Origin of the sequence: Microvirga tunisiensis, assembly GCF_009296175.1 — a bacterium.
Classification (GTDB): Bacteria; Pseudomonadota; Alphaproteobacteria; order Rhizobiales; family Beijerinckiaceae; genus Microvirga; species Microvirga tunisiensis.
In genome coordinates this window covers 1-22,536 of sequence record NZ_VOSK01000039.1, presented here as the reverse complement: position 1 = coordinate 22,536, position 22,536 = coordinate 1, and the positions used below count along the sequence as shown (strand labels likewise).

Genomic DNA, 22,536 nt, shown 5'->3' with positions numbered 1-22,536 from the left:
TATGGGCTTGCGTGCGGAACTTTCCAGGCTTCACCGGCTCCTCAGCGAGGCTCACGGGAGGATTCAAACGAAAACTGCGGCCGGTGCAGTCAGCATCGGCCGCGGTTTCCTGAACAATCGCCAGAGGAAAGCTTAGTGCTCGCGGAACGCGCGGGCGATCTGCTCCTGCATCGGCTTGAAGAAATATTCGAACGGGGTGCGCTGGTTCACCTCGACGAACACCTCGGCCTGCATGCCTGCGATCAGGTGCAGGTTTTCCAGCTTTTTGATCTCGTCCTGCGGCAGCTCGATCCGGATTGTGTAGAAGGTCGCGCCGGTCTGCTGATCCCGCGACACGTCCGCCGAGATCCGGCTCACGGAGCCGTGCAGATCCGGGATCATGCGCGCATTGGAGGCATGGACCTTCACGGTTGCCTTCTGACCGAACTTCACCTGATCGATCTCATTGGGCAGAACCTTGGCCTCGAGCTCGAGCTTGTCGTTCACCGGAACGATGTTCATCACCGGCTCGGCCGGGGAGATTACGCCGCCGATCGTGTGAACGTTCAGCTGGTGGACATAGCCGTCGCTGGGAGCACGGATGTCGATGCGCTTCAGCTGATCGTCGGCCGCCACGCGCCGCTCGGTGTATTCCGCGATCTTGCCCTGGATCTCGCGCAGCTCCTGCATCGCCTCGGCGCGCATCTGCTCGTCGATCTGGATGATCTGGAACTGGGTCTCGGCAATGCGGCTCTCGGCCTGGGCGACGGCTGCGATGAGCTGACCGCGCTGCCCCTCGATGCTCGCAGCGTCGCGCTCGAGCGCGTTCAACCGCGTGATCGGAACCAGGTTCCGATCATAGAGGTCGCGGACGCCCTTCAGCTCCGCCACGATCAGCTCGGCCTCGCGGGCCTTGGCCTGCTGCTGAGCCCTCAACCCCACGATTTCATCCTGGGACTGGGCGATGCGCTTCCGGAGCTGGTCCTTCTGCGCGTCGCGGGAGGCGCGGCGCGCCGTGAACAACGTGCGTTCCGAGGACATGATCTTCGTCACAGCCGGCTCGTTGAGTCGGCCGGCGAATTCCTCAGGAGTCTTGACCTCGGACGCGCCGTCGCGCTCCGCCTCCAGGCGAGCCTGGCGGCCGACATACTCGTCGAGCTGCTTGGAGACGACCTGCATGTTGGCGCGGGTCACTGTCTCGTCCAGGCGGACCAGGAGATCGCCCTGCGAAACGCGATCGCCTTCCTTTACCTTCAGCTCGCCGACGATGCCGCCGGTCGAGTGCTGGATCTTCTTGACGCTGGTATCGACCACAAACTGACCGCCGGCGACGACGGCGCCGGACAGAGTCGACGTGGCCGCCCAGAGACCGATCGTCCCGCCGAAGAGGGCGATCATGGCCACGCCGCCGATGGTCGACTGGCGCAGGATCCGCTGGTGGACGGAGGGTTTGCTTTGGGGAGCTTGAATGACCAACATTTAACCAACCTCTCGCAGGTTCGCAGCCTGAGCTGCCGGAGCCTGCTGCGGCCGCACCGGTACAGGTGCCGGCGTCGCATTGCGTTTCATGACGGACTGCAGAACCTCGTCGCGCGGTCCCACGGCCTTGATCCGGCCCTCTTCCATGATGGCGACGTGATCGACTTGACCGAGAGCGGCCGGACGGTGCGTGATGACGACGACGACGCCGCCGCGCTTGCGCACCGCCAGGATGGCTTCGTTCAGGGCCTCGTCGCCGGCGCCGTCGAGGCTGGCATTCGGCTCGTCGAGAACGACCAGGAATGGGTTGCCGTAGAGAGCGCGGGCAAGAGCCACGCGCTGGCGCTGACCGCCCGACAGGGAGGCACCACCTTCGCCGATCCGGGTATCGTAGCCGTCGGGCAGGTTGAGGACGAGCTCATGCGCGCCCGCCGTCTGCGCTGCGGCGATCACGTCCTCCGGCTTGGCGTTAGGCTGGAAGCGGGAGATGTTCTCGGCAATGGTGCCTTCAAACAGCTCCACATCCTGTGGCAGGTAGCCGACGTGGCGGCCGAGCGAATCCGGCTCCCACTGGTCGAGGGCCGCGCCATCGAGGCGGATTTCGCCGCGCAGGGTCGGCCACACGCCGACGAGGGCGCGGGCAAGAGTCGACTTGCCTGAGGCGCTGGGGCCGATGAGGCCGAGGCCCTGGCCAGCCTGAAGCTGGAGCGAAGCAGCCTGGACGATCGGCAGCGAGGCGCCGGGAGCACCGACATAGACCTCTTCCACCGACAGGGCGGCCTTCGGCGCGGGCAGCGGCATGCGCTGGCCCTGAGCCGGCACGAGGTTCATGATGTGCTGGAGGCGGCGATAAGCCTGACGGGAGGCCGTGAAGCCCTTCCAGTGGGCGACCGCGATTTCGATCGGAGCGAGCGCACGGGACATCAGGATCGAGCCGGCGATCATCAGGCCGCCCGACATCTGCCCCTGGATCACGTAATAGGCGCCGAGGCCCAGGATCGCCGACTGGAGCACCATGCGGAAGACCTTGGCGAAGGCGCTGATGCCGGCCGAGGACTCGCTGGCGACCAAACCGTCATTGACGTGACGGACATGCACCTCGTCATAGCGCTTGGCCAGGAAGCCCAGCATGCCGTTCGCGCGGATGGTCTCCGCATTGCGGCGGCTGGTCTCGGCCATGGCATGACGCTCGGCGCCACTCTTGGTCACCTCGTAGGAGGGAGCCTTGCTCTTGGCGTCCGTATAGAGGGTCAGGATAATGATCACCACGCCGCCGACCACCGACATCACGCCGATGCCGGGATGGATCAGGAAGCAGCCGATGAGGAAGATCGGCATGAACGGCATGTCGAACAGAGCCGTGGGGCCCAGGCTCGAAAGAAAGCCGCGGATCGTATCGAGATCGCGGATCGGCTGCATGCTCTCCGCCTGCTTGGCGCCCTTGAGCGGCATCGTGGCCACCAGATCGAAGACCCGGTGCGAGAGCAACTCGTCGAAGCGGGCGCCGATGCGCGCCAACATCCGGCCGCGCAGCATGTCGAGACCGCCGGAGAGCGCAAACGCCGCAAGGGTAATCAGGGAGAGACCAATCAAGGTCGGGATGCTCCGGCTCGACAGCACGCGGTCATAGACCTGGAGCATGTAGATGGAGCCCGTGAGAGCCAGAAGGTTGACCACCGCAGAGAATACGGCAACCCCGGTAAAAGAGGGAAGGCAGGACTTCAGAGCGTCTTGGACCTCTGTGCTTTCTTCCCGATTTCTCGATGCCTGCTTCATATCTTCTTTCCATAGGCCGACCAGTCACCCGGCGCCGTCGTGGTGTAGAGCCATTGTGCAAGGATATAATCTACCACAATGTTTTCTATCTGGCGATGGCTGCGATGTCGGGGTCGTGGCCCCACAAGAGTATCTCGTTATAGTTAGGCCTGGAAGGCCGTGTTGCTCAGCACTCTTATGGGTATTGAGATGCCCCTAAGGTGGTCGCTTTCCGTTACGCCACCTTTTGAAACCCTATTATGTGTAACTATGTCAATAAAAAGTTCTGAATGTCCGTGCGCAATGTTACATCTCCTCTATCTGGAGAGGACATGCAATGTAATCACTTAACTCTGAAGATAATGCTTTGGTAAACTTTCAGGGTTAATGGTCTCTGACCTGAAAATGAGGTCGGAATATGGACATCAACATAGGTTCTCCGGATCGCACCGAAGCCGCGAAGCAGGATGGCGCATCGTCCAAAACCGCCGTCCGGATCGACCCTACGGCCAGCGCAGCGCTGGAGGAGGCGATCAAGACCGCGAAGCTTGGCCTGAAGCCGGCGCCCTTCCCTGAAGTATCAACGGATGAGCGCATTGCAACCGGTAGCCGGGCCTTTCCCGGCAAGTTCCTGAGCCAGGCCGCCATGGCCCTGCTCTTCGTGGGAGCCGGCTGGTCCGCTTCCTACATCGGGACACTGGCCAACAAGGATGCCATCCATCGTCTGGAGGCCGAGACGGCCCGCAGCCGGGAGATCCTCGCGCGGCTGAGCACCGACCTCGATGCCCTCCGAGAAACCGTGGTGGCGTTCAAGGACGTCGAGCACACCGCGTCCACCTCTTCGGTCTCCGAACGGGCGAAGCTGACAGAGAAGCTGGAACGCCTCACCATCAGCCTGCAGGAACCGGGCAAGAAGTTCTCCGCTCTCGAGGGCCGGCTCGACCGGATGGAGAGTCAGATCCTGACCACTCTGGCGGGGCTGAGCACGAAGCCTGCGATCCCTCCCGTTCCTGCAGCACCTCCGGCTGCCGAGGCTGCGAAGCGCGAGGAGACCTCCGTTCCCACGCCGGTGAAAAGCGAACCTGTCGACGGATGGGTGCTGCGCGAAGTCTATAACGGTGCGGCTCTCGTCGAGAACCGCAACCGCCGCCTCTACGAGGTCATGCCCGGCGGCATTCTTCCCGGGGTCGGCCGCATCGAAGGCATCGAGCGCCGCGGCGCCCGCTGGGTCGTGGTGACCGACAAGGGTTTTATTGGCACGTACCGCTAGAGCATCGGACGGAGAACCGGATCCACTTTTCGCTGACGCGGGCCTTCGGGTCCGCACGATGCGCTAGTGAGGGATGATTCCTCTCAGGCCATAGACGAGCCCCGCGAAGACCGCGAGGCTCGCGATATACAGGAACACGAACCAGAGCAGGCGTTTCGAGCGTCGTTCCGGCGGACGATGTGTTTCAGCTTGCATCAGTGATATCCGTAGCCGCCGCCCGAGATCTCGTCAGCCACCTTGCCGCGGAAGACGTAATAGGAATAGGCCGTGTAGGCGAAGGTGATCGGCAGCACGATCGCGAAGCCCACCAGCGCGAAGAGCTGGGAATTGACGGTATTCGCCGTATCCCAGATCGTGAGGTTGGGAGGTACAATGTATGGAAAGAGGCTGATGCCCAGGCCGAGATAGCCGAGCAGGAACAGGGCAATTGCCAGGAAAAACGGTCGGTAATGCCGCCCCTCCTCCAGGTCGCGGAAGAGCCTGTAGGCCACATAGGCCGTCACCAGAGGGATCGGCGCGAGAAACGCGATGTTGGGCCAGGAGAACCAGCGCGTTTCGATCTGCCTCTCCAAGAACGGCACCCACACCGACACGATGGCCATGGCGACGATGGTAGCGAGGAGAAAACGCACTGCCATGCGGCGCGCCCAGATCTCCAGTTCGCCCGTGGTCTTCATCACGCACCAGGTCGCGCCGAGCAGCCCGTAGCCGAAGATCAGACTGATGCCGGTGAGCACGCTGAACGGGGTCAAGAAATCGAAGGTGCCGCCGGTGAACTGGCGACCATCGGTGGCGAAGCCCTGCACGAAGGTGCCGAGCACCATGCCCTGGAAGAAGGTCGCCACCAGCGAACCGAAGAAGAAGGCGTTGTCCCACAAGAATTTCGAACGATCCGCCTTGAAGCGGAACTCGAAAGCGACGCCGCGGAAGATGAGCGCGACGAGCATGAGGATGATCGGCAGGTACAAGGCCGGCATGAGCACCGCATAGGCGATGTGAAAGACGGCGAAGAGGCCGCCGCCGCCGAGGATGAGCCAGGTCTCGTTGCCGTCCCAGATCGGCGCGACCGAAAACATCATCCGGTCGCGCCAGTTGTCGCTGCCGGCCGCCTTGAAGAGGATGCCGACGCCGAGATCGAAGCCATCGGCGATCACGTACATGGCAACCGCCACGGCGATCAGCCCGGCCCAGATCACCGGAAGCCAGAAGGCCAGTCCCTCATATTCCATTCCGAAGCCGAACATGATCTTCTAGCCTCCTATCGCGCTGGTAGCGCCCTGTGACCGGGCCTGCCCTCAATCGCCTCGTCCGGCACGGAGAACGGACGCTTCGGCTTCTTGCCGAGATCGTCTCCGCGAATGTCCTCGACCGGATCGGGCCCGCGCCGCAGGAGCTTGGCGAGATAATAGGAGCCGAAGCCGAACACGAAGGCATAGACAACGATGAAGATCAGGAGCGATGCGGTCACCGCTCCGGCCGCAATGGGAGACACGGCATCGGCCGTGCGCAGATGGCCATAGACCACGTAGGGCTGGCGGCCGATCTCGGCGGTGAACCAGCCGAAGAGAACGGCGCCGAAGCCCGACGGCGTCATGATCATGGCGGCCGTCAGGAACAGCCTGTTGGTGAAGAGCGTCCCCTTCCAGCGCAGATAAAGGCTCCACAGCCCGATGCCGAGCATCGCGAAGCCGATTCCGACCATGATGCGGAAGGAGAAGAAGACCGGCCAGACCGGCGGGCGCTCGTCCGGCGGGACCTCCTTCAGGCCGGGCACGACGCCGTCGAAAGCGTGCGTGAGAACCCAGCTGCCGATCTTCGGAATGGCGATCTCGTAATGGTTCGTCTCCGCCACTTCGTCGGGAAGGGCGAAGAGGCGAAGCGGCATGTTCGCCATCCGATCCCAGTTGCCCTCGATGGCGGCGAGCTTGGTCGGCTGGTATTTGAGCACGCCGAGGCCGTGAAGATCGCCGATGACGATCTGGACCGGCACGAAGATGGTGGCGAACCACAAAGCCATGGACATGGAGCGCCGCGAGCCCGCGAGCTTCGCCGCCGGCGCATCGTGCGGATGCCGAAGCAGCATCCAGGCGGACATGCCGGCTACCGCGAATGCCGTCGTCAGATAGCAGCCCATCACCATATGCGCATAGCGCAGCGGGAAGGACGGATTGAAGACGACCTTGAACCAATCGACCGGCACCGCCTTGCCGTTCTCGATGGCGAAGCCGTCCGGCGTCTGCATCCAGGAATTGGCGGAGAGAATCCAGAAAGCGGAAATCAGCGTGCCCAAGGCCACCATGCAGGTGGCGAAGAAATGCAGGCGGTCACCGACCTTTTCCCAGCCGAAGAGCATGATGCCGAGGAAGGCCGCCTCGAGGAAGAAGGCCGTGATGACCTCGTAGGCGATGACGGGGCCGAGCACGTTGCCGGTGAACTCGGAGTAGCGTGACCAGTTCGTTCCGAACTGGTAGCTCATGACGATACCGGAAACGACCCCCAGACCGAAGGAGACCGCGAATACCTTCACCCAGAAGCGGAAGAGGTTGCGGTAGAGCGGGTTGCCCGTGCGGAGCCAGTTGAACTCCAGGGCCGCGAGCCAGCTGGCAAGACCGATGGTGAAAGCCGGAAAGATGATGTGGAAGGCGATCGTGAACGCAAACTGGATGCGCGAGAGCATCAGGGCATCGAATTCCATTTCCGCTTCCCCTCATCAACCTAGCTGCTTTTAGGGCGTCGGCAGGCAGGGACCAGAGGTCAGTGGCTCAATGAACCCGCAGATTTGGACTATATTCCCCAGAAACCGGCCGCCATCCCGTGCTGAGGCGCTGCAGGGCTTCGAGCTCGATCGGGTCATGACTGCAGAAGATCTTGACGTTGCTGCGACCATCGTTGGCCAGAATTCGCAGCCGCTCCTGGTTGTGGAGGCGCAGCGGCCGGTCCTCCTCCATCATGCGCTGATAGGCGAGTAGCCCCGGCGTGCAGGACGAATCTTCGTCCATCTCATACCGATAGAAATAGGCATCGCCTGCGTTGAGCAGCCATCCGTCCGGCGTATCAATGGCAATGCCGGCATGTCCCATGGTATGGCCGGGCAGCGGGATCATCAGGATCTCAGGCGGCAATCCATCGAGATCGCGCACCGCGCCGAAGCCGAACCAGCGCTCCCCGGTAGGGTCGTAGAAACGCCAGTCCCGCACCTCGTCCCATTGCTTAGGGCTGTAGCGGCGGCAATGGATGAAGCCGTGTCTCACCTCGGCCTCCTCGAGCTCCGCACGCAGGACATGAACGGACGCGTCCGGAAAGTCCTCGAGGCCGCCGGCATGGTCGAAATCGAGATGGGTCAGCACGATGTGGCGCACGTCGCGGGGCGAGAAGCCGAGGCTCTTCACCTGTTCCAGCGCCGTATAGCGATGCTCGAGCTGGATCCGGTTCGTATGGATAAAGAGCGGGCTGATCCGCCCGTAGGGATCCTCCACATCCCTGGAGCCGAAGCCCGTATCGACGAGAACAAGGCCGCTGCTGTCCGTCTCGACAAGCAGGCAGTGGCAGATCAATTGCCCCGTTAGGCCACGGCTGACACCATCCCAAAGCTTTCCCCCGACAGGACACATGCAGCCGCAATTGAGATGATGAATGCGCATGGAGGAGCCTCGCTGAAATGAAGGTGGCGAAGCCCTAACGGGCAAGACAGGAAAATGTTCGAACGGCTGACAGGACGTCTCGATCCCTGGCAGAAAGTATATTTTCCCGTCACTTGCGGCAGGAGAAGGGAGGGAAAGTACTCGCCGTTCCGGCATTCATGGCGGCGACCACCATCATGTTGGCGAGGTCGAGCTCCTCCGCGGAGCGGGGGCAGACATCCCCCCTCGTCGTGCAGTCCGAGGCCAGGAAAGCCTCGTGACGCTCGATGAACTCCTGACTCAGACCCTTCGTGCCCCGATGTGCAAGGGCGTCCGACCACGCTTTCTTATAGCGAGCGCACTTCACCTCGGGCCAGCTTCGAGGTTGAGAATCTTGCGCATTGACGGGCGCAGTGCCGCTGGCCGCGGTGAAAGCCAGCAGGGCCGCAAAGGCAGCTAATGTCGGCGGACGTCTCATCGCATCCTCGGCTCGTTCAGCGCGGGTGCGATGGACCATGGGAGAGGCCTAAGGTCAAGCCGTCGGACTGCTCGAATCCCGCCTGCCGCCCATCGGGATTCAAGCCCGCATCTCGGGCTGGGCCTTGCCCTCCTTCTTGCCCGACGATGCACGACGCTGCTTTGCGGGCTTCTTCTCCGCCGGCTTCTCGACTTCTCTGGAGAGGCGCTGCTCCAACAATGCCAGAACGGCTGCCTCTTCGGGCTTGAGACTGGAGAGATCCTCGCGCAACTCCGTCTCGATCTCTTCCTTGATGTCCAGAAGCAGGCCTCCGTCGAGATAGGAGGCGAACACTTCAGGATGAACGTAGCATTTGCGGCAGATGGTCGGCGTGTTGCCGAGCCGCGCTGAGACCTTCTCGATGGCGGCCCGAATGTTCTTCTTGGCCTTGGCATCGCTGTCGAACTCCTCGAACTCGGCAAGCGCGAGTGCCGCCAGCACCGTGCCGGCCCAGGTCCGAAAATCCTTCGCCGTGATCTCGCTTCCCGTGATCTCCTTCAGGTAGGCATTCACATCGGCCGAGGTGATCGATTGCTGCTCGCCGTTCTCGTCGAGATATTGGAACAGATCCTGCCCCGGCAGGTCCTGGCAGGCCTTCACGATCTTGGCGACGCGCCGATCCTTGACCTGCAGGCGCCAGGTCTTGCCGCTCTTGCCCTTGAACTGGAAGCGCAACGCGCTGCCTTCCACCTTCACATGCGGATCGCGCAGGGTGGTGAGGCCATAGCTCTTGTTCTGCCTGACATAATCGGAATTGCCGACGCGGATGAGCGTGTTTTCGAGGAGATGCACCACCGTCGCCAGCACCTTTTCGCGCGGCAGCCCGCGAAGACTCATGTGCTCGTCGATGGTCTTGCGGATCGCCGGCAGGCCCTTGGCGAATTCGAGCATGTGCTCGTATTTCGTGCTCTCTCGGACCTCGCGGAAGCCCGGATGGTAGCGATACTGCTTGCGGCCCTTGGCGTCGCGGCCCGTCGCCTGAATGTGGCCGTTGGCCCTGGCGCAGATCCACACATCCGTATAGGCGGGCGGGATCGCGAGGGACCTGATGCGCTCGAGGGTCGCCTTGTCCTCGACCTTCTTGCCGTCCGGCTTGGTATAGGTGAAGCCCGTGCCGGATTTCCCGCGTCGGATGCCTGGCTCCTCGTCGGAGACATAGAGCAGCCCCGCTGTCTCGGCGGCGTCGCGAGGGTCGACGACATTCTCTGTGGTGGCGTTCGATTCCGGCATGGGAAGCCTTGGTTGAAGAGCAAGACGTCAACCGGGCCGCGCCAGTCCGGGTTCCCTGTGCGACCTCGCTCCGTGTGATTTGCGCCGGTCGTTCCGGAGCTTGAAGACCAGAATGGTGGCGCTCAGGATCAGGCTCAGGACGTTGAAGATCATCATGGGCCAACTGCCGATCAGGAACCCATAGGCCGACCACAGGACGAAGGCCGTGACCGTGACCATGTACATGTGCTTCGAGATGGCTCTCGTGTCCCGCTCCCGCCAAGCCTTGACCACCTGGGGAACGAAGCTCGAGGTCGAGAGGATGCCCGCAATCGTCGCCAGGAAGGTCGGCAGCCAATCCGGCATGTCTGTTGTCTCCCATGTTTCAAGATGACGGCAACGGGCCCTGATCGAGGGAGTTCCCTTTTGCCCTCCGTGGAGGGTAGAAGGGCGCAACCGTTTCAACCGGATCATCCCTTGTCTTCCTTGTCTCTGCCTGACGTCCAAGGCCGCAAACTCGTTTTCGTCATCACCGAAGACTGGTTCTTCGCCTCCCATTTCCTGCCCATGGCCAGGGCCGCGCGCGAGCTCGGGCTTCAAGTCACGGTCGTGACCCGGGTGCGCTCGCACCGGGATGTGATCGAGGCCACGGGCGCCAAAGTGATCCCGCTCGAAGCCGAGCGGCGCAGCCTGAACCCCATGGCGGCGGGCTATGCCGCCGGGCAGCTAGCTGCGATCCTGAAGGCCGAGAAGGCCGATCTCGTCCATTGCATCGCCCTCAAGGGCATCCTGGTCGGGGGCTTCGCGGCCGCCATGGCGGGCGTCGGACGCCGTGTCTATGCGCTGACCGGTTCAGGCTTCCTGGGGGCCCGTACGGACATGATTGCGCGCCTCTCGCAGCGCGCCGTGCGCCTGCTCGTACGCGGCCCGGAGACCGGCCGGACCCGCTACCTGTTCGAGAACACGGACGATCCCAAGCTCCTCGGCCTCGATCCCGCGAGCGACCGTGTCACCATTCTCGGTGGAGCCGGTGTCGATCCGGATCTTCTCAAACCCGCTCCCCTGCCCGACCAGCCACCGCTTAGGGTCGCGGTGGTGGCACGCATGCTCTGGTCCAAGGGCATCGACGTGGCGGTGGAGGCGGTCCGCGCCGCAAGAGCCCAAAGTGCCGACATCGAGCTGTCCCTCTACGGCGCCCCCGATCCCTCGAACCCGAAGGCAATTCCGGAAGAGACCCTGAAAACCTGGAGCGCCGAGCCGGGGATCTCCTGGTATGGGGCGACACGGGACGTCGCCGCCGTCTGGCGCGAGCATCATGTCGCCTGCCTGCCCTCGCGCGGTGGCGAGGGTCTGCCGCGAACGCTTCTAGAAGCCGCCGCCTGCGGCCGCGCCATCGTCACTACGGACGTCCCCGGCTGCCGCACTTTGGTGCGGGAGGGCATCGAGGGGCGTCTCGTTCCTGCCAACGATGCGGCGAGCCTGGCCGAGGTGCTCGTGGCCTTGTCCCGCCGGCCGGAGGAAGTGGCCCGCATGGGCGAGGCTGCCCGCGCCCGCGTTCTTGCCGGATTTACGGAACGGCATGTGATCGAAAGCGTCAAACAGCTTTACCGCTCCATCCTGGCCTCATGATTCCCGATCCCGTCGCCTTCATCCAATCCGAGACCAGGCTTCGTCCCGTGCCCCATACGCCCGAGATCTCCCTGCACGTGGCCGACGAAGCGACGGAACTCTGGCAGAAGACCGAAGAGGAACTGGGCGAGATTGGTCTGCCGCCTCCCTTCTGGGCCTTTGCCTGGGCGGGCGGGCAGGCGTTGGCCCGCTACATCCTCGATCGACCGGAAACCGTGCGCGGGCGGCGCGTGCTGGATTTCGCCTCGGGCTCCGGCCTCGTCGCCATTGCGGCCATGAAGGCAGGCGCCGCCGAGGTGACCGCCAGCGACATCGATTCGTTCGCCATCGCGGCCATGAGCCTCAATGCCAAGGCCAATGGCGTTTCGATCAATCCGCTCCAGGCCGACATCGTCGGGCAGGATCAGGGCTGGGATACGGTACTGGCGGGCGATATCTGCTACGAGCGCGATCTTGCCGACCGGGTCGTCGAGTGGTTGTTGGGCCTGAGCCAGAGAGGCGCCACGGTCCTGATCGGCGATCCGGGCCGCAGCTATCTTCCCAAGGATCGGCTGGAGAACCTTGCCGCCTACGAAGTGCCGGTAACCCGGACGCTCGAGGATGCGGACATCAAGAAATCCAGTGTCTGGCGCTTCAGGCGACCTTGAACGCTTCTCCTCTGCAAATCTGCAGCAATTTTACGCAGACCTTTGCAAATTTCCCTCTTCAATTATGTAGCGTTATAACATACATATATGAGGTGGATTCGCGCTGCACTCGCCGGGCGCGAGGACGATGGGGGCGTAACAGCGTCAGCAGCCGAAACAAGGAGTGATCCGATGGCTCATACACCATCTCTTCAGCACAGCTTGACCCATGAGGGTGCCCCGATCCGCTCTCCCAGAGCCTCTGAAAAGACGGAACGGGCCATTGTCCAGTCGGAGGCCCTCTGCCTGGCCAAGGGGGTGCGGCTGACCCCCATCCGCCGCCGTGTGCTCGAAGTGCTCCATGCCTCCGACAAGCCGCTCGGTGCCTACGATCTGGTGGACCTGCTCGGCTCACAGGGACGGCGCATGGCACCCATCACCGTCTATCGCGCCCTGGACTTCCTCATCGAGCACGGTCTGGTGCATCGGCTTGCGAGCCGGAATGCCTATATCGCCAGTTCCAGCACCTCCCATGATCGCAGGACTACGGCCTATCTGATCTGCGAAGGATGCGGAGATGTGAATGAGATCACGTCACCGCTTGTGGCCGATACCGTGCTCAAGGTCCTGCAGGAGCAGGGTTACCAGCCTCGCACGAAGATTCTGGAGATCACGGGACACTGCGCCGGTTGCCAGGACGTTCACTGAGGCTGACCCCGGTTCCATTAAGCCGCGCTTGACGAAGAAGGCTTTTGGCATCAGCTAAACGACGGCAGCCCGGAGCTGCCGCCGTGGATTGCAGCATGTCCTTCACCTCGCCTTCTGAGACCGCTCCCGCCCCTGAGAGCCTCGCCGGCCCCGCTCAGCGCCACCGCACGGTGGTCGTGCGCGTCGGGTCCGTCATGGTCGGCGGCGGCGCGCCGATCGTGGTCCAGTCGATGACCAACACCGATACGGCCGATGTGGACGCGACCGTGGCCCAGGTCGCCGCGCTTGCCCGGGCGGGCTCGGAGATCGTGCGCATCACCGTCGACCGCGACGAGGCCGCCGCCGCTGTGCCCAAGATCCGCGAGAGGCTCGACCGGCTTGGCGTGACCGTGCCGCTCGTCGGCGACTTCCACTATATCGGCCATCAGCTTCTCGCCGATCACCCGGCCTGCGCCGAGGCGCTGGCCAAGTACCGCATCAATCCCGGCAATGTGGGCTTCAAGGAAAAGAAGGACCGGCAGTTCGGGGCCATCGTTGAGCAGGCGATTCGGCACGGCAAGGCCGTGCGCATCGGCGCCAACTGGGGTTCTCTCGACCAGGAGCTGCTGACGCACCTGATGAACGAGAACGCGACCTCCGCGAATCCCCGCGACATGCGCTGGGTGACCCGCGAGGCCATGATCCAGTCGGCCCTGTTGTCCGCCGCCCGCGCGGAGGAGATCGGTCTGGGCCGCGACCGGATCATCCTCTCGGCGAAGGTTTCGGCCGTGCAGGACCTGATCGCCGTCTACCAGGATCTCGCCCGCCGGTCCGACTATGCCATCCATCTCGGCCTCACCGAGGCCGGCATGGGCACGAAGGGCATCGTGGCCTCCTCCGCCGCCATGGGTATCCTGCTCCAGCAGGGGATCGGCGACACGATCCGCTATTCCCTGACCCCTGAGCCCGGCGGTGACCGGACCCTGGAGGTCAAGACCGCCCAGGAACTGCTCCAGACCATGGGCTTTCGCACCTTCGTGCCTCTCGTCGCCGCCTGCCCCGGCTGCGGGCGGACCACATCCTCCGTGTTCCAGGAGTTGGCGCGGGACATCCAGAATTGGATCTCCACCTCCATGCCCGAGTGGCGCCGGACCTATCCGGGCGTCGAGAATCTGAACGTGGCCGTGATGGGCTGCATCGTGAACGGGCCCGGCGAGTCGAAGCATGCGAATATCGGCATCTCGCTGCCCGGAACGGGCGAGCAGCCGGCGGCTCCGGTGTTCATCGATGGCCGCAAGGCCATGACTTTGCGCGGCCCGACGCTTGCCCAGGACTTCCAGAAGATCGTCCTCGACTACATCGAGAAGAATTACGGCCAGCTCGGGCGCGATGCTGCCGAATGAGGCAGCAAGCGTGGCCATGGAACCTCCCGCGAAATTCCGTTTTAAGCTAAGGCGCGATGTGCTAGAGAGCCGCCGCGCCGGCATTGACGGCTGCTGCGCTCTTTGGAGAAGGGGCCGCCCTTCGTCGTTTGCAGAGTGATTCAACAAAAGCCGTCCGCGGGCACGTCCGCAAAGAAAAGCACACATGGCAGAACAGCACGCCGTTGCCTCGGGACATGCAGATTCCGCAGCCCCTGAGGCCACCTTACCGGACAGCCATTTCAAGGCGAGCTTCTGGACCCTGACCCTTGGCGCCATCGGCGTCGTCTACGGCGATATCGGCACCAGCCCGCTTTACGCCATGCGGGAGACCGTGATGGCCGCGACCGGCGGTCACCATGGTACTCCCGTCCCCCTGACCCGAGAACTGGTGATCAGCATCCTGTCGCTCCTGCTGTGGGCGCTGATCCTCACGGTGTCCGTCAAATACGTGTTCCTGCTGCTGCGGGCCGACAACAAGGGAGAAGGCGGCTCGCTGACCCTGGTGGCCTTGGCGCAACGTGCGCTTGGGCGGCGAAGCCTCCCGGTGCTCATGATGGGCATGGCGGGAGCGGCCCTCTTCTATGGCGATGCCGCCATCACGCCGGCCATCTCGGTGCTCTCGGCCCTGGAAGGCCTGAAGCTCGTCGCGCCCTCCTTCGAGAGCTATGTCCTTCCCGGCGCGCTGGCGATCCTGATCGCCCTTTTCGCCGTACAGAGCCGCGGCACAGGCAAGGTCGCAGCCTTCTTCGGCCCGCTCACACTCCTGTGGTTCATCACCATGGCAGGCCTCGGCCTCCTCCATATCGCCGACGATTGGGAGGTTCTGCTCGCGTTCAACCCCTATTATGGCGTGTCCTTCCTGGTCACCCATCCGGGAACGGCCTTTGCGATCCTCGGCAGCGTCTGCCTTGCCGTGACGGGCGCCGAGGCCCTCTATGCCGACCTCGGCCATTTCGGCCGCAACCCGATCCGCGTGGCCTGGGGCACGGTGGTGTTTCCGGCGCTTGCCCTGAACTATCTCGGCCAGGGCGCCCTTGTTCTGTCCAACCCCGAGTCCATCACCAACCCCTTCTTCCTGCTGGCCCCGCCCTGGCTGCTTCTCCCCCTGGTGATCCTCGCCACCCTGGCGACCATCGTGGCAAGCCAGGCCGTGATCACCGGCGCCTATTCCCTGACCCGGCAGGCGGTGCAGCTCGGCATCCTGCCGCGCCTCGAAGTGCGATTCACCTCGGAGACGCACCAGGGACAGATCTACCTGCCGCGCGTGAACTGGCTGCTGCTGGCCGCCGTGGTCAGCCTGGTGCTGCTCTTCGGCTCCTCCAGCAGCCTGGCCAGCGCCTATGGCATCGCGGTGTTCGGCACCATGGTCGTCACGACCCTGCTCGCCTGCCTGGTCATGAGCCGGAGCTGGGGCTGGGGGCCGCTGAAGACCGGGCTCATCATGATTCCGCTGCTGCTGATCGACCTCACCTTCCTGTCCTCGAATCTGGTGAAGCTTCTCGACGGCGGCTATGTCCCGCTGGTCATCGCCGGCGTCTTCTTCGTGCTCATGTGGACCTGGGTGAAGGGAACCAGGATCCTGTTCGAGAAGACCCGCAAGATCGACGTGCCTTTCCTCGAATTGGTCCAGATGCTGGAGAAGAGCCCCCCGCACCGGGTGAAGGGCACCGCCGTCTTCCTGACGAGCGATCCGGACACGGCGCCGGCGGCTCTCCTGCACAACCTCAAGCACAACAAGGTGCTGCACGAGAAGAACGTGATCCTCACCGTCAACAGCGAGGACGTTCCCCGTGTGGAGGACGAGGACCGTGTCGCCATCGAGCATGTGGGCGATTCGTTCTGGCGCATCCGCCTGAGCTACGGCTACATGGAGACGCCCAACATCCCACGCGGCCTCGCGATCCTGCGCAAGCAGGGCTTCAAGTTCGACATCATGGCGACATCGTTCTTCCTGTCGCGCCGCTCGATCCGTCCCGCCAGCCAGTCGGGCATGCCGCTCTGGCAGGACAAGCTGTTCATCGGCTTGGCGAAATCCGCGAGCGACGCCACGGACTTCTTCCAGATCCCGACCGGGCGCGTGGTGGAAGTCGGCACCCAGGTGACCGTGTAAGCCTGTTGCTCTTGGCCTGACTCAATGTCAGTTTTGGCGATCCATGACTGATATCACCCTCATCCGCCCCAGCCTGGACTGGCTTCCTTTTTACGCCCGCGCCCTCGAACAGGGCTGGTCGCCCAACACGGACCAGGATGTCAGCCGCGAGCAGCTTCTGCAGTTCCGGCGCGACCCTAAGCGCTTTCTCCACGACCTCTACAACAGCCCCATGGTCCGGCTGCCGGACGGGCGTGAGGTGGCGCGTCTGCCAGCGCACGATTTCTGGATCAGCGACGGCGAGTTCTGCGGTCGCATCGGCTTTCGCTTTCAGAGGGGAACGGAAGATATGCCGACCGCCATCTACGGGCATATCGGCTACACCATCGTGCCCTGGAAGCAGAGACGGGGCTACGCCACCCAAGCGCTCGCATGATCCTGCCGGTCTGCCGGTCGGAAGGTTTCTCGCGAGTGCTGATCACTTGCGACGACGACAACGAGGCCTCGCGAAAGGTGATCCTCGCCAACGGCGGCAAGCCTGCAGGCTCGCTTCCGCACAACCGCCGCCCCGGTCACGTCAAGCTGACGTTCTGGGTACCGACGGCTTGACACGGAAGCACACGGGTGCGGTGGCGCCGATGGCACTGACGCGCCGGATCTAAACCTGCCGCTCCACGACGAAGCGGACCGCCTCGCGCAGGATCTGCGCCTCCGGCCCGAAGCCATCGAGAGCGCTTTCCGCCCTCGCCACGAGTTGCCGGCACTCGTGGCGGGCGCCGTCCATCCCGAGCAGGTCGACAAGGGTCGCTTTGCCCTTCTCCTGATCCTTGCCCGTGCGCTTGCCGAGCGCTTCCGGGGAAGCTTCCCGGTCGAGGATGTCGTCCGCAACCTGGAAGGCTGCGCCGAGCGCGCGTCCGTATTCGACCAGCGTCCGGCGCGCTGCTGCATCGGCCTGCCCCAAAAGTGCCCCTGCCTCGACCGAGAAGGTGAGGATCGCGCCGGTCTTCATCATCTGGAGCAGGCGGACGTCGGCTTCACCCATGTTCACGGCCCCGTAACGCCCCTCCGCTGTCAGGTCGAGCAGCTGCCCCCCGACCATGCCGCCAAGGCCCGAGGCGCGGGCGAGGCCGAGCACGAGATCGGACCGGATGGCAGGATCGGCCGCAGTCGCCGGATCGGCGAGAACCTCGAAGGCGAGCGTCTGGAGCGCGTCTCCCACGAGAATGGCCGTGGCCTCGTCATAGGCCTTGTGCACGGTGGGACGCCCCCGGCGCAGATCGTCGTCGTCCATCGACGGCAGATCGTCATGCGCCAGGGAATAGCAATGCAGGAGCTCGACGGCGCAGCCTGCCCGCAGGGGCCCCTGCCCTTCCACTCCGAAGAGGCGGGCTGCCTCGATGGCCAGGAACGGACGCAGGCGCTTGCCACCTCCCAGGACTGCATGACGCATAGCGGCCATGAGGCGGGGCGGCCGGGCAATCTCGCCCGGAGCGGCTTTGTCTGATAGCAAGGCTTCGAGACTTGCTTCGACAACCCTCGCGGCGTCAGAGAGCCGCGTTGTGAAAGTACTGGTGGATGGCGCCATGACGAGCCTGAATTCGGATGGAGCCGCCGCTCCGTCCGAGGGAAATGCTGATGAGCGATTGGGGCCAAAATGGATGCTGCGGTCGGGACGGCCGCGGGAGCCGATGACGGCCGCCCGCTTTTTCCGCCGCCTCATTCAGATCGGCCTTGGTCTCGTTCTCTTATGGGTCGGTGCGGTCTTTTGGCTAGGCCTTTTGTACTGGGCCGTGCCGCCGGTCTCCACCCTGATGCTCGGCCGCTGGCTCACCCTGCAGCCCGTGGAGCGGGATTTCGTCAGGCTCGACGAGATTTCTCCCAACCTGCCGCTCGCCGTCATGACCGCCGAGGACAGCCGCTTCTGCGAGCACAACGGCGTCGACTGGGATGCCCTCTGGGATGTGGTCGAGGCCGCCGATGAGGACGGCCCGTCCCGGGGAGCCTCGACCATCCCCATGCAGGCGGCGAAAAACCTCTTCCTGTGGCCAAGCCGCTCCTATGTCCGCAAGGGCCTCGAGATCCCGGTCGCGCTCTATCTCGACCTGATCTGGTCGAAGCGCCAGATGATGGAGGTCTATCTCAACGTCGCCGAATGGGGCGACGGCGTCTTCGGGGCCGAGGCGGCGGCCCGGAAGTATTTCCGCAAGTCGGCCAAGAATTTGACCCGTCAGGAGGCAGCCCTTCTGGCGCGGGCCCTGCCCAACCCCCTGGTCCGCAATCCGGCTCGCCCGCGGCCCGGCCACCGGGCCTTGGCGGGACAGCTGCAGGTGCGTATGGAGAGAGCTGCCCCTTTCAGTGATTGCCTGAAGTCTTGAGAGCCTCCCTGCGGCAATGAAAACCCTAGGATTACGTCAAAGGGCTAGATATTTGCCCAAAGACCTTGTATGAGGCGCAACCTCATCAAGTTTGAGATGTGAGCGTTCCCCGGTTGAGCGGGCGCTCCGCTATTTTAACCGGAGACGAGATATGGCCGTTCCAAAAAGAAAAACGTCGCCTTCGCGGCGCGGAATGCGTCGCTCCGCCGATGCCTTGAAGGCCCCGACCTACATCGAGGACAAGGATTCCGGCGAGCTGCGCCGTCCTCACCACGTTGACCTGAAGACCGGCATGTACCGTGGCCGTCAGGTTCTGAAGGTGAAGACCGACGCGTAATCCTACGCGGCATGCGACGATCCGAACCGGCGCCTCGAGCGCCGGTTTTTTTATGCCCATAATCCCCAAGCGCTCTGATTTTCCATCGCATTTTACCCTTCATTAAGCCTGAAGGCCGATCCTGCATCCCTTGGTTTTCAGGGATTTCGGTCAGGCTTGCGAAGAAATGCCTTCAGCCGTCCCCGATCCGTGCGTATTCGAGGGTGAGTGTGATGGCGACGAAGCGGCAGGGCCGGACGGGACTATTCAAGGGCGTATCCCGGTCGCCGCGCCAACGCCAAGCCTCCCCGACCTCTCGCTCCCTCGCCATAGGCGTCATCTATGCCTGGGACATGGTATCCGACACCCTGTCCTGGGGTCCCGGCGCCGCCGAGGCGCTCGGCCTGCCGTCGAGAGACCTGCCGAAGACCGGCCAAGCCTTCTCGCACCTTGTCGAGCCCGGCTGCGGTCTGTCGCGTCAGGATGCCATCGGTACAGCCGAGGGTTCAGGTCGTGCTTACGAGACCCGGTATGCCCTGCGGTTCGAACCGGACCGGGTGGTGATGGTCGAGGATGCGGGCCGTTGGCAGCCGGATGTTGAGGGACGTCCGGCCTTTGCGCGCGGTCAGCTGCGTCTCGACGCGGTTTCGGGCGCAAGGGATCTGCTGCCTGCGGTGCTGAAACAGCGCTCGGAGCTACTGTGCAGTATCCAGAACGGCATCAATGAGGCTCTGAGGATATCCCAGACCTGCACGCTGATCGTCGGCGCACTCGACGATGACGAGGCCGGCACCATGGCGGAGATCGCCCGCAAGCTGCGCCCGATGATGCGCCGCCACGATCTCTTCACCGTTCTCGGCCCTCACCGCTTCGCCCTGAACCTGACCTGCTGCCCGGCCGCGGATGCTCCGAGCGCCACGAAGCGTCTCATCGGGCTCATGAAGGATCACCCAGCCGCAGCCTCTCTTCATCTGGGAGCGGCCTGCGCGCCGGATCACACCTTCAAGGCCACCAAGTTGTTGCGCTTCGCCGAGCAGGCTTTGGCCTCAGGACTGGAGCGTGGGGAAGCCAGCAAGCTTTACGATGCGCGCCCGAAAGCTCCGTCGCCGGCTGCCGAGCAGGCGCCGTTCGATTGGATCGCCGCCCTCAACAGCCGCAGCCTGATCCTCGCCTGCCAGCCGATGGTGGAGGCTCACAGCCGAGCCCCGGCCCTGATGCAGGCCCGTGCCTCCCTCTCGAGCCCCGAAGGCGGCCCGATCCCGCTCGGCCCGGTGCCGCGGCTGAAGGAGGCGAACCTCGCCCTTCTCGTCGACGGTCGCATGCTGGAACTGGCGGCCGATCACCTGAAAGATCATCCCGGCGCGCGCCTGGCGCTGCCGGTCTCAGCCAAAACCCTGCAGGATCCCGAATGGCTGCCCATGCTGGCGGCGCATCTCGGTGCCCGCCCCGGCATCGAGTCGCGGCTCGTCATCGAGGTTCCCGAGGCTGCCCTGGCCGAGTGCCGGAAAATCCTGGGCCGTCTCCATGCCATGAAGGCCCTGGGCATCGGGCTCGCGCTCACCGGCTTCGGAGCAGGTTATGTTTCGCCGGGCCAGTTGCGGATGCTGCCCGTCGATCTTCTCAAGATCGACGGCGTCTTCATCCAGCCCCTCAAGCGTTCGACCGACGATCGCCTCACTGTCAGAACCCTGGTCGACAGGGCCCAGCACCTCGGCATCGCCACAGCGGCGGAATGGGTGGACGACGAGGTCACAGCCCGTCTGCTGGCGGGCTGGGGCGTGGATTATCTCCAGGGCGCATTGTTCGGCGAGCCTGAGGCGGTGCTGCAGTCTTCGACCCTGCATCAAATGCTGAAGGAGGCGCGCGGCTAGAGCATCGGACCCAAAAGTGGAAGGCACTTTTGGGATCCACCCAATGCTCACCTTTCAACTGGCGCATCGTGCTCCTCGCAGAGCTACCTCGCAGAGCTACTTGCTCGCGAGCTTGTCGAGCTTGGCCTGCATGTCGGCCATCTGCTGCTTCAGACTGTCGAGGTCGTTCGTTTCCTCACCCTTCACAGCCGGCTTCGTCTCAGGCGCGCCCGGGGCCGATTGTGGGAAGGGCGAGAACATGCGCATGGCCTCCGTGAAGAAGCCCATATTCTTGCGCACCTGCTCCTCCATGGCCTGGAAGGCTCCCGGACCGAAGGCCTGCGCCATCTGGTCCCGGAGCTTCTGCTGCTCCTGGGACAGATTGTTCATGGAGAATTCGAGATAGCTCGGCACCACGGCCTGCATGCTGTCGCCGTAGAAGCGGATCAGCTGGCGGAGCACGGTGACGGGAAGGAGGTTCGGCCCCTCCTTGTTTTCCTGCTCGAAGATGATCTGAGCCAGGACCGAGCGGGTGATCTCCTCGCCCGACTTCGCGTCATAGACCACGAAATCCTCACCCTTGCGCACCATGCCGGCCAGATCTTCCAGCGTCACGTAGGTGGAAGTGCCCGTATGGTAGAGGCGGCGGTTGGCATATTTCTTGATGACCGTCGGTTTCTTGTCCGTCGCCATTTTGCCCGATACGCTCCCGGGAAATCCACCATGCCCGGCATCCTTCATCCCGATCCGTCGGGATGCCAGTCCTCAATGATTATAAGTCTTATGCCGAACGATCAAAGCGCCAAAAGTCTAAGGCGTCTCGGGGCAGAGTTGCGCGATCCGATCCTTGACATCCCAGCCTCTGGGGATTTGATCGGGTCAGCCCTACATTCATTCCAGCATCAAATCATCAGCACAGGAGAGAGGCATGGCTCGAGACAGCATCGTCATCGTCGGCGCGGCACGGACCGCCGTCGGCTCGTTCAACGGAGCCTTCGCCAACACCCCGGCCCATGAGCTGGGCGCCATCGCCATCAAGGCGGCTCTCGAGCGCGCCAAGGTCGACGGCTCGGAAGTGGACGAGGTGATCCTCGGTCAGATCCTTACCGCGGCCCAGGGACAGAACCCGGCCCGTCAGGCGGCCATGGCCGCGGGCGTACCGCAGGAAAAGACCGCCTGGGGCCTCAACCAGCTCTGCGGCTCGGGCCTGCGCACGGTGGCCATCGGCATGCAGCAGATCGCCAACGGCGATGCCAGCATCATCGTGGCGGGCGGCCAGGAATCCATGTCGCTCGCCCCGCACGCGGCGCATATGCGCTCCGGCACCAAGATGGGCGACTTCAAGCTCATGGACACCATGCTGAAGGACGGCCTGATGGACGCCTTCAACGGCTACCACATGGGCAACACCGCCGAGAACGTGGCCCAGCGCTGGCAGCTCACCCGCGAGGAGCAGGACCAGTTCGCGACCGCCTCCCAGAACAAGGCCGAGGCGGCGCAGAAGGAAGGCCGCTTCAAGGACGAGATCGCGCCTGTGACGATCGCATCCCGCAAGGGCGACATCGTGGTGGACCAGGATGAGTACATCCGCGCCGGCACCACCATCGAGTCTCTCGCCAAGCTGCGCCCTGCCTTCTCGAAGGAAGGCACGGTCACCGCCGGCAATGCCTCGGGCATCAATGACGGCGCGGCCGCCATCGTGCTGATGACG

Annotated in this window: 23 protein-coding genes; 12 read left to right on the top strand and 11 right to left on the bottom strand. The window is 63.7% G+C overall.

Going from position 1 to position 22,536, the window contains the following annotated elements; translation table 11 throughout:
* Positions 1-132: 132 nt before the first annotated feature.
* Both FS320_RS12855 and FS320_RS12850 read right to left on the bottom strand, forming a co-directional pair.
* Positions 133-1,458, bottom strand: coding sequence for an HlyD family type I secretion periplasmic adaptor subunit (locus tag FS320_RS12855; protein ID WP_152712090.1), 1,326 nt, complete (start codon positions 1,456-1,458; stop codon positions 133-135).
* Positions 1,459-3,234 (bottom strand): type I secretion system permease/ATPase, encoded by a 1,776-nt coding sequence (locus FS320_RS12850; RefSeq protein ID WP_152712088.1) that lies wholly within the window; start codon positions 3,232-3,234, stop codon positions 1,459-1,461.
* A gap of 397 nt (positions 3,235-3,631) precedes the next feature.
* Between FS320_RS12850 and FS320_RS12845 the strand changes: the two genes are divergently transcribed.
* Positions 3,632-4,483 (top strand): hypothetical protein, encoded by an 852-nt coding sequence (locus FS320_RS12845; protein ID WP_152712086.1) that lies wholly within the window; start codon positions 3,632-3,634, stop codon positions 4,481-4,483.
* 63 nt (positions 4,484-4,546) lie between these two features.
* On the opposite strand, the gene FS320_RS49745 is transcribed toward FS320_RS12845, so the two are convergent.
* The 7 genes from FS320_RS49745 to FS320_RS12815 all read right to left on the bottom strand — a co-directional run bounded on the left by FS320_RS49745 (position 4,547) and on the right by FS320_RS12815 (position 10,195).
* Positions 4,547-4,678, bottom strand: coding sequence for a hypothetical protein (locus FS320_RS49745; protein ID WP_274597168.1), 132 nt, complete (start codon positions 4,676-4,678; stop codon positions 4,547-4,549).
* Positions 4,678-5,727, bottom strand: coding sequence for a cytochrome d ubiquinol oxidase subunit II (gene cydB, locus FS320_RS12840; protein ID WP_152712084.1), 1,050 nt, complete (start codon positions 5,725-5,727; stop codon positions 4,678-4,680). The genes FS320_RS49745 and cydB overlap by 1 nt, the downstream gene beginning before the upstream one ends.
* Positions 5,728-5,741: 14 nt before the next feature.
* The gene (locus tag FS320_RS12835) at positions 5,742-7,178 is read right to left on the bottom strand and encodes a cytochrome ubiquinol oxidase subunit I (protein WP_152712082.1); all 1,437 of its coding nucleotides are present in this window, start codon (positions 7,176-7,178) and stop codon (positions 5,742-5,744) included.
* A 67-nt stretch (positions 7,179-7,245) separates the two neighbouring features.
* Complete coding sequence (locus FS320_RS12830; RefSeq protein ID WP_152712080.1) at positions 7,246-8,124, bottom strand: MBL fold metallo-hydrolase; 879 nt, start codon at positions 8,122-8,124, stop codon at positions 7,246-7,248.
* A gap of 109 nt (positions 8,125-8,233) precedes the next feature.
* Positions 8,234-8,581 carry a hypothetical protein gene (locus FS320_RS12825; RefSeq protein ID WP_152712078.1) on the bottom strand — a complete coding sequence of 116 codons (348 nt, stop codon included), beginning with the start codon at positions 8,579-8,581 and terminating at the stop codon, positions 8,234-8,236.
* A 99-nt stretch (positions 8,582-8,680) separates the two neighbouring features.
* The gene (locus tag FS320_RS12820) at positions 8,681-9,850 is read right to left on the bottom strand and encodes a DNA topoisomerase IB (protein ID WP_152712076.1); all 1,170 of its coding nucleotides are present in this window, start codon (positions 9,848-9,850) and stop codon (positions 8,681-8,683) included.
* 27 nt (positions 9,851-9,877) lie between these two features.
* The gene (locus FS320_RS12815) at positions 9,878-10,195 is read right to left on the bottom strand and encodes a SemiSWEET family sugar transporter (RefSeq protein WP_152712074.1); all 318 of its coding nucleotides are present in this window, start codon (positions 10,193-10,195) and stop codon (positions 9,878-9,880) included.
* Between the two features lie 111 nt (positions 10,196-10,306).
* On the opposite strand from FS320_RS12815, the gene FS320_RS12810 reads away from it, so the two are divergent.
* The 7 genes from FS320_RS12810 to FS320_RS45135 all read left to right on the top strand — a co-directional run bounded on the left by FS320_RS12810 (position 10,307) and on the right by FS320_RS45135 (position 16,893).
* Positions 10,307-11,458, top strand: a complete 1,152-nt coding sequence (locus FS320_RS12810; protein WP_244627114.1) for a glycosyltransferase family 4 protein — start codon at positions 10,307-10,309, stop codon at positions 11,456-11,458.
* Entirely contained in the window at positions 11,455-12,105 is a 651-nt protein-coding gene (locus FS320_RS12805) for a class I SAM-dependent methyltransferase (protein WP_152712070.1), read from the top strand. Before FS320_RS12810 ends, FS320_RS12805 begins: the two co-directional genes overlap by 4 nt.
* A gap of 171 nt (positions 12,106-12,276) precedes the next feature.
* Complete coding sequence (locus FS320_RS12800; RefSeq protein ID WP_162002952.1) at positions 12,277-12,792, top strand: Fur family transcriptional regulator; 516 nt, start codon at positions 12,277-12,279, stop codon at positions 12,790-12,792.
* Between the two features lie 95 nt (positions 12,793-12,887).
* On the top strand, positions 12,888-14,174 hold the full coding sequence (ispG, locus tag FS320_RS12795) for a flavodoxin-dependent (E)-4-hydroxy-3-methylbut-2-enyl-diphosphate synthase (protein ID WP_152712066.1): 1,287 nt from the start codon (positions 12,888-12,890) through the stop codon (positions 14,172-14,174).
* Between the two features lie 184 nt (positions 14,175-14,358).
* Positions 14,359-16,305: a potassium transporter Kup gene (locus FS320_RS12790; RefSeq protein ID WP_152712064.1), complete on the top strand. Its 1,947-nt coding sequence runs from the start codon at positions 14,359-14,361 to the stop codon at positions 16,303-16,305.
* Between the two features lie 43 nt (positions 16,306-16,348).
* The gene (locus FS320_RS12785) at positions 16,349-16,720 is read left to right on the top strand and encodes a GNAT family N-acetyltransferase (protein WP_152712062.1); all 372 of its coding nucleotides are present in this window, start codon (positions 16,349-16,351) and stop codon (positions 16,718-16,720) included.
* Positions 16,717-16,893, top strand: coding sequence for a GNAT family N-acetyltransferase (locus tag FS320_RS45135; protein ID WP_153885300.1), 177 nt, complete (start codon positions 16,717-16,719; stop codon positions 16,891-16,893). Before FS320_RS12785 ends, FS320_RS45135 begins: the two co-directional genes overlap by 4 nt.
* A 49-nt stretch (positions 16,894-16,942) precedes the next feature.
* On the opposite strand, the gene FS320_RS12780 is transcribed toward FS320_RS45135, so the two are convergent.
* Positions 16,943-17,869 carry a polyprenyl synthetase family protein gene (locus FS320_RS12780; protein WP_192926278.1) on the bottom strand — a complete coding sequence of 309 codons (927 nt, stop codon included), beginning with the start codon at positions 17,867-17,869 and terminating at the stop codon, positions 16,943-16,945.
* Between FS320_RS12780 and mtgA the strand changes: the two genes are divergently transcribed.
* From mtgA to FS320_RS12765, 3 genes are all read left to right on the top strand, one after another.
* Complete coding sequence (mtgA, locus tag FS320_RS12775; protein ID WP_420846729.1) at positions 17,868-18,659, top strand: monofunctional biosynthetic peptidoglycan transglycosylase; 792 nt, start codon at positions 17,868-17,870, stop codon at positions 18,657-18,659. The genes FS320_RS12780 and mtgA overlap by 2 nt on opposite strands.
* A 151-nt stretch (positions 18,660-18,810) precedes the next feature.
* The gene (gene rpmF, locus FS320_RS12770; protein ID WP_152712060.1) at positions 18,811-18,996 is read left to right on the top strand and encodes a 50S ribosomal protein L32; all 186 of its coding nucleotides are present in this window, start codon (positions 18,811-18,813) and stop codon (positions 18,994-18,996) included.
* A 212-nt stretch (positions 18,997-19,208) separates the two neighbouring features.
* Complete coding sequence (locus FS320_RS12765) at positions 19,209-20,846, top strand: EAL domain-containing protein (RefSeq protein WP_152712058.1); 1,638 nt, start codon at positions 19,209-19,211, stop codon at positions 20,844-20,846.
* 96 nt (positions 20,847-20,942) lie between these two features.
* Here the strand turns inward: FS320_RS12765 and phaR are convergent, their stop codons facing one another.
* On the bottom strand, positions 20,943-21,518 hold the full coding sequence (phaR, locus tag FS320_RS12760) for a polyhydroxyalkanoate synthesis repressor PhaR (protein WP_152712056.1): 576 nt from the start codon (positions 21,516-21,518) through the stop codon (positions 20,943-20,945).
* Positions 21,519-21,753: 235 nt separating this feature from the next.
* Between phaR and FS320_RS12755 the strand changes: the two genes are divergently transcribed.
* The coding region (locus tag FS320_RS12755) for an acetyl-CoA C-acyltransferase (protein ID WP_152712054.1) at positions 21,754-22,536 on the top strand (783 nt) is incomplete at its 3' end.

Excerpts from the sequence above, each read along its gene's own strand:
- FS320_RS12855 (WP_152712090.1), bottom strand. The coding sequence starts at position 1,458 with ATGTTGGTCATTCAAGCTCCCCAAAGCAAACCCTCCGTCCACCAGCGG.
- cydB (WP_152712084.1), bottom strand. The coding sequence starts at position 5,727 with ATGTTCGGCTTCGGAATGGAATATGAGGGACTGGCCTTCTGGCTTCCG.
- FS320_RS12820 (WP_152712076.1), bottom strand. The coding sequence starts at position 9,850 with ATGCCGGAATCGAACGCCACCACAGAGAATGTCGTCGACCCTCGCGAC.
- FS320_RS12780 (WP_192926278.1), bottom strand. The coding sequence starts at position 17,869 with ATGGCGCCATCCACCAGTACTTTCACAACGCGGCTCTCTGACGCCGCG.
- FS320_RS12790 (WP_152712064.1), top strand. The coding sequence starts at position 14,359 with ATGGCAGAACAGCACGCCGTTGCCTCGGGACATGCAGATTCCGCAGCC.
- ispG (WP_152712066.1), top strand. The coding sequence starts at position 12,888 with ATGTCCTTCACCTCGCCTTCTGAGACCGCTCCCGCCCCTGAGAGCCTC.
- FS320_RS45135 (WP_153885300.1), top strand. The coding sequence starts at position 16,717 with ATGATCCTGCCGGTCTGCCGGTCGGAAGGTTTCTCGCGAGTGCTGATC.
- mtgA (WP_420846729.1), top strand. The coding sequence starts at position 17,868 with ATGACGAGCCTGAATTCGGATGGAGCCGCCGCTCCGTCCGAGGGAAAT.
- FS320_RS12785 (WP_152712062.1), top strand. The coding sequence starts at position 16,349 with ATGACTGATATCACCCTCATCCGCCCCAGCCTGGACTGGCTTCCTTTT.
- FS320_RS12765 (WP_152712058.1), top strand. The coding sequence starts at position 19,209 with ATGGCGACGAAGCGGCAGGGCCGGACGGGACTATTCAAGGGCGTATCC.
- FS320_RS12825 (WP_152712078.1), bottom strand. The coding sequence starts at position 8,581 with ATGAGACGTCCGCCGACATTAGCTGCCTTTGCGGCCCTGCTGGCTTTC.
- FS320_RS12815 (WP_152712074.1), bottom strand. The coding sequence starts at position 10,195 with ATGCCGGATTGGCTGCCGACCTTCCTGGCGACGATTGCGGGCATCCTC.
- FS320_RS12845 (WP_152712086.1), top strand. The coding sequence starts at position 3,632 with ATGGACATCAACATAGGTTCTCCGGATCGCACCGAAGCCGCGAAGCAG.
- rpmF (WP_152712060.1), top strand. The coding sequence starts at position 18,811 with ATGGCCGTTCCAAAAAGAAAAACGTCGCCTTCGCGGCGCGGAATGCGT.
- FS320_RS12835 (WP_152712082.1), bottom strand. The coding sequence starts at position 7,178 with ATGGAATTCGATGCCCTGATGCTCTCGCGCATCCAGTTTGCGTTCACG.
- FS320_RS12805 (WP_152712070.1), top strand. The coding sequence starts at position 11,455 with ATGATTCCCGATCCCGTCGCCTTCATCCAATCCGAGACCAGGCTTCGT.
- FS320_RS12800 (WP_162002952.1), top strand. The coding sequence starts at position 12,277 with ATGGCTCATACACCATCTCTTCAGCACAGCTTGACCCATGAGGGTGCC.
- FS320_RS12850 (WP_152712088.1), bottom strand. The coding sequence starts at position 3,234 with ATGAAGCAGGCATCGAGAAATCGGGAAGAAAGCACAGAGGTCCAAGAC.
- FS320_RS49745 (WP_274597168.1), bottom strand. The coding sequence starts at position 4,678 with ATGCAAGCTGAAACACATCGTCCGCCGGAACGACGCTCGAAACGCCTG.
- phaR (WP_152712056.1), bottom strand. The coding sequence starts at position 21,518 with ATGGCGACGGACAAGAAACCGACGGTCATCAAGAAATATGCCAACCGC.
- FS320_RS12830 (WP_152712080.1), bottom strand. The coding sequence starts at position 8,124 with ATGCGCATTCATCATCTCAATTGCGGCTGCATGTGTCCTGTCGGGGGA.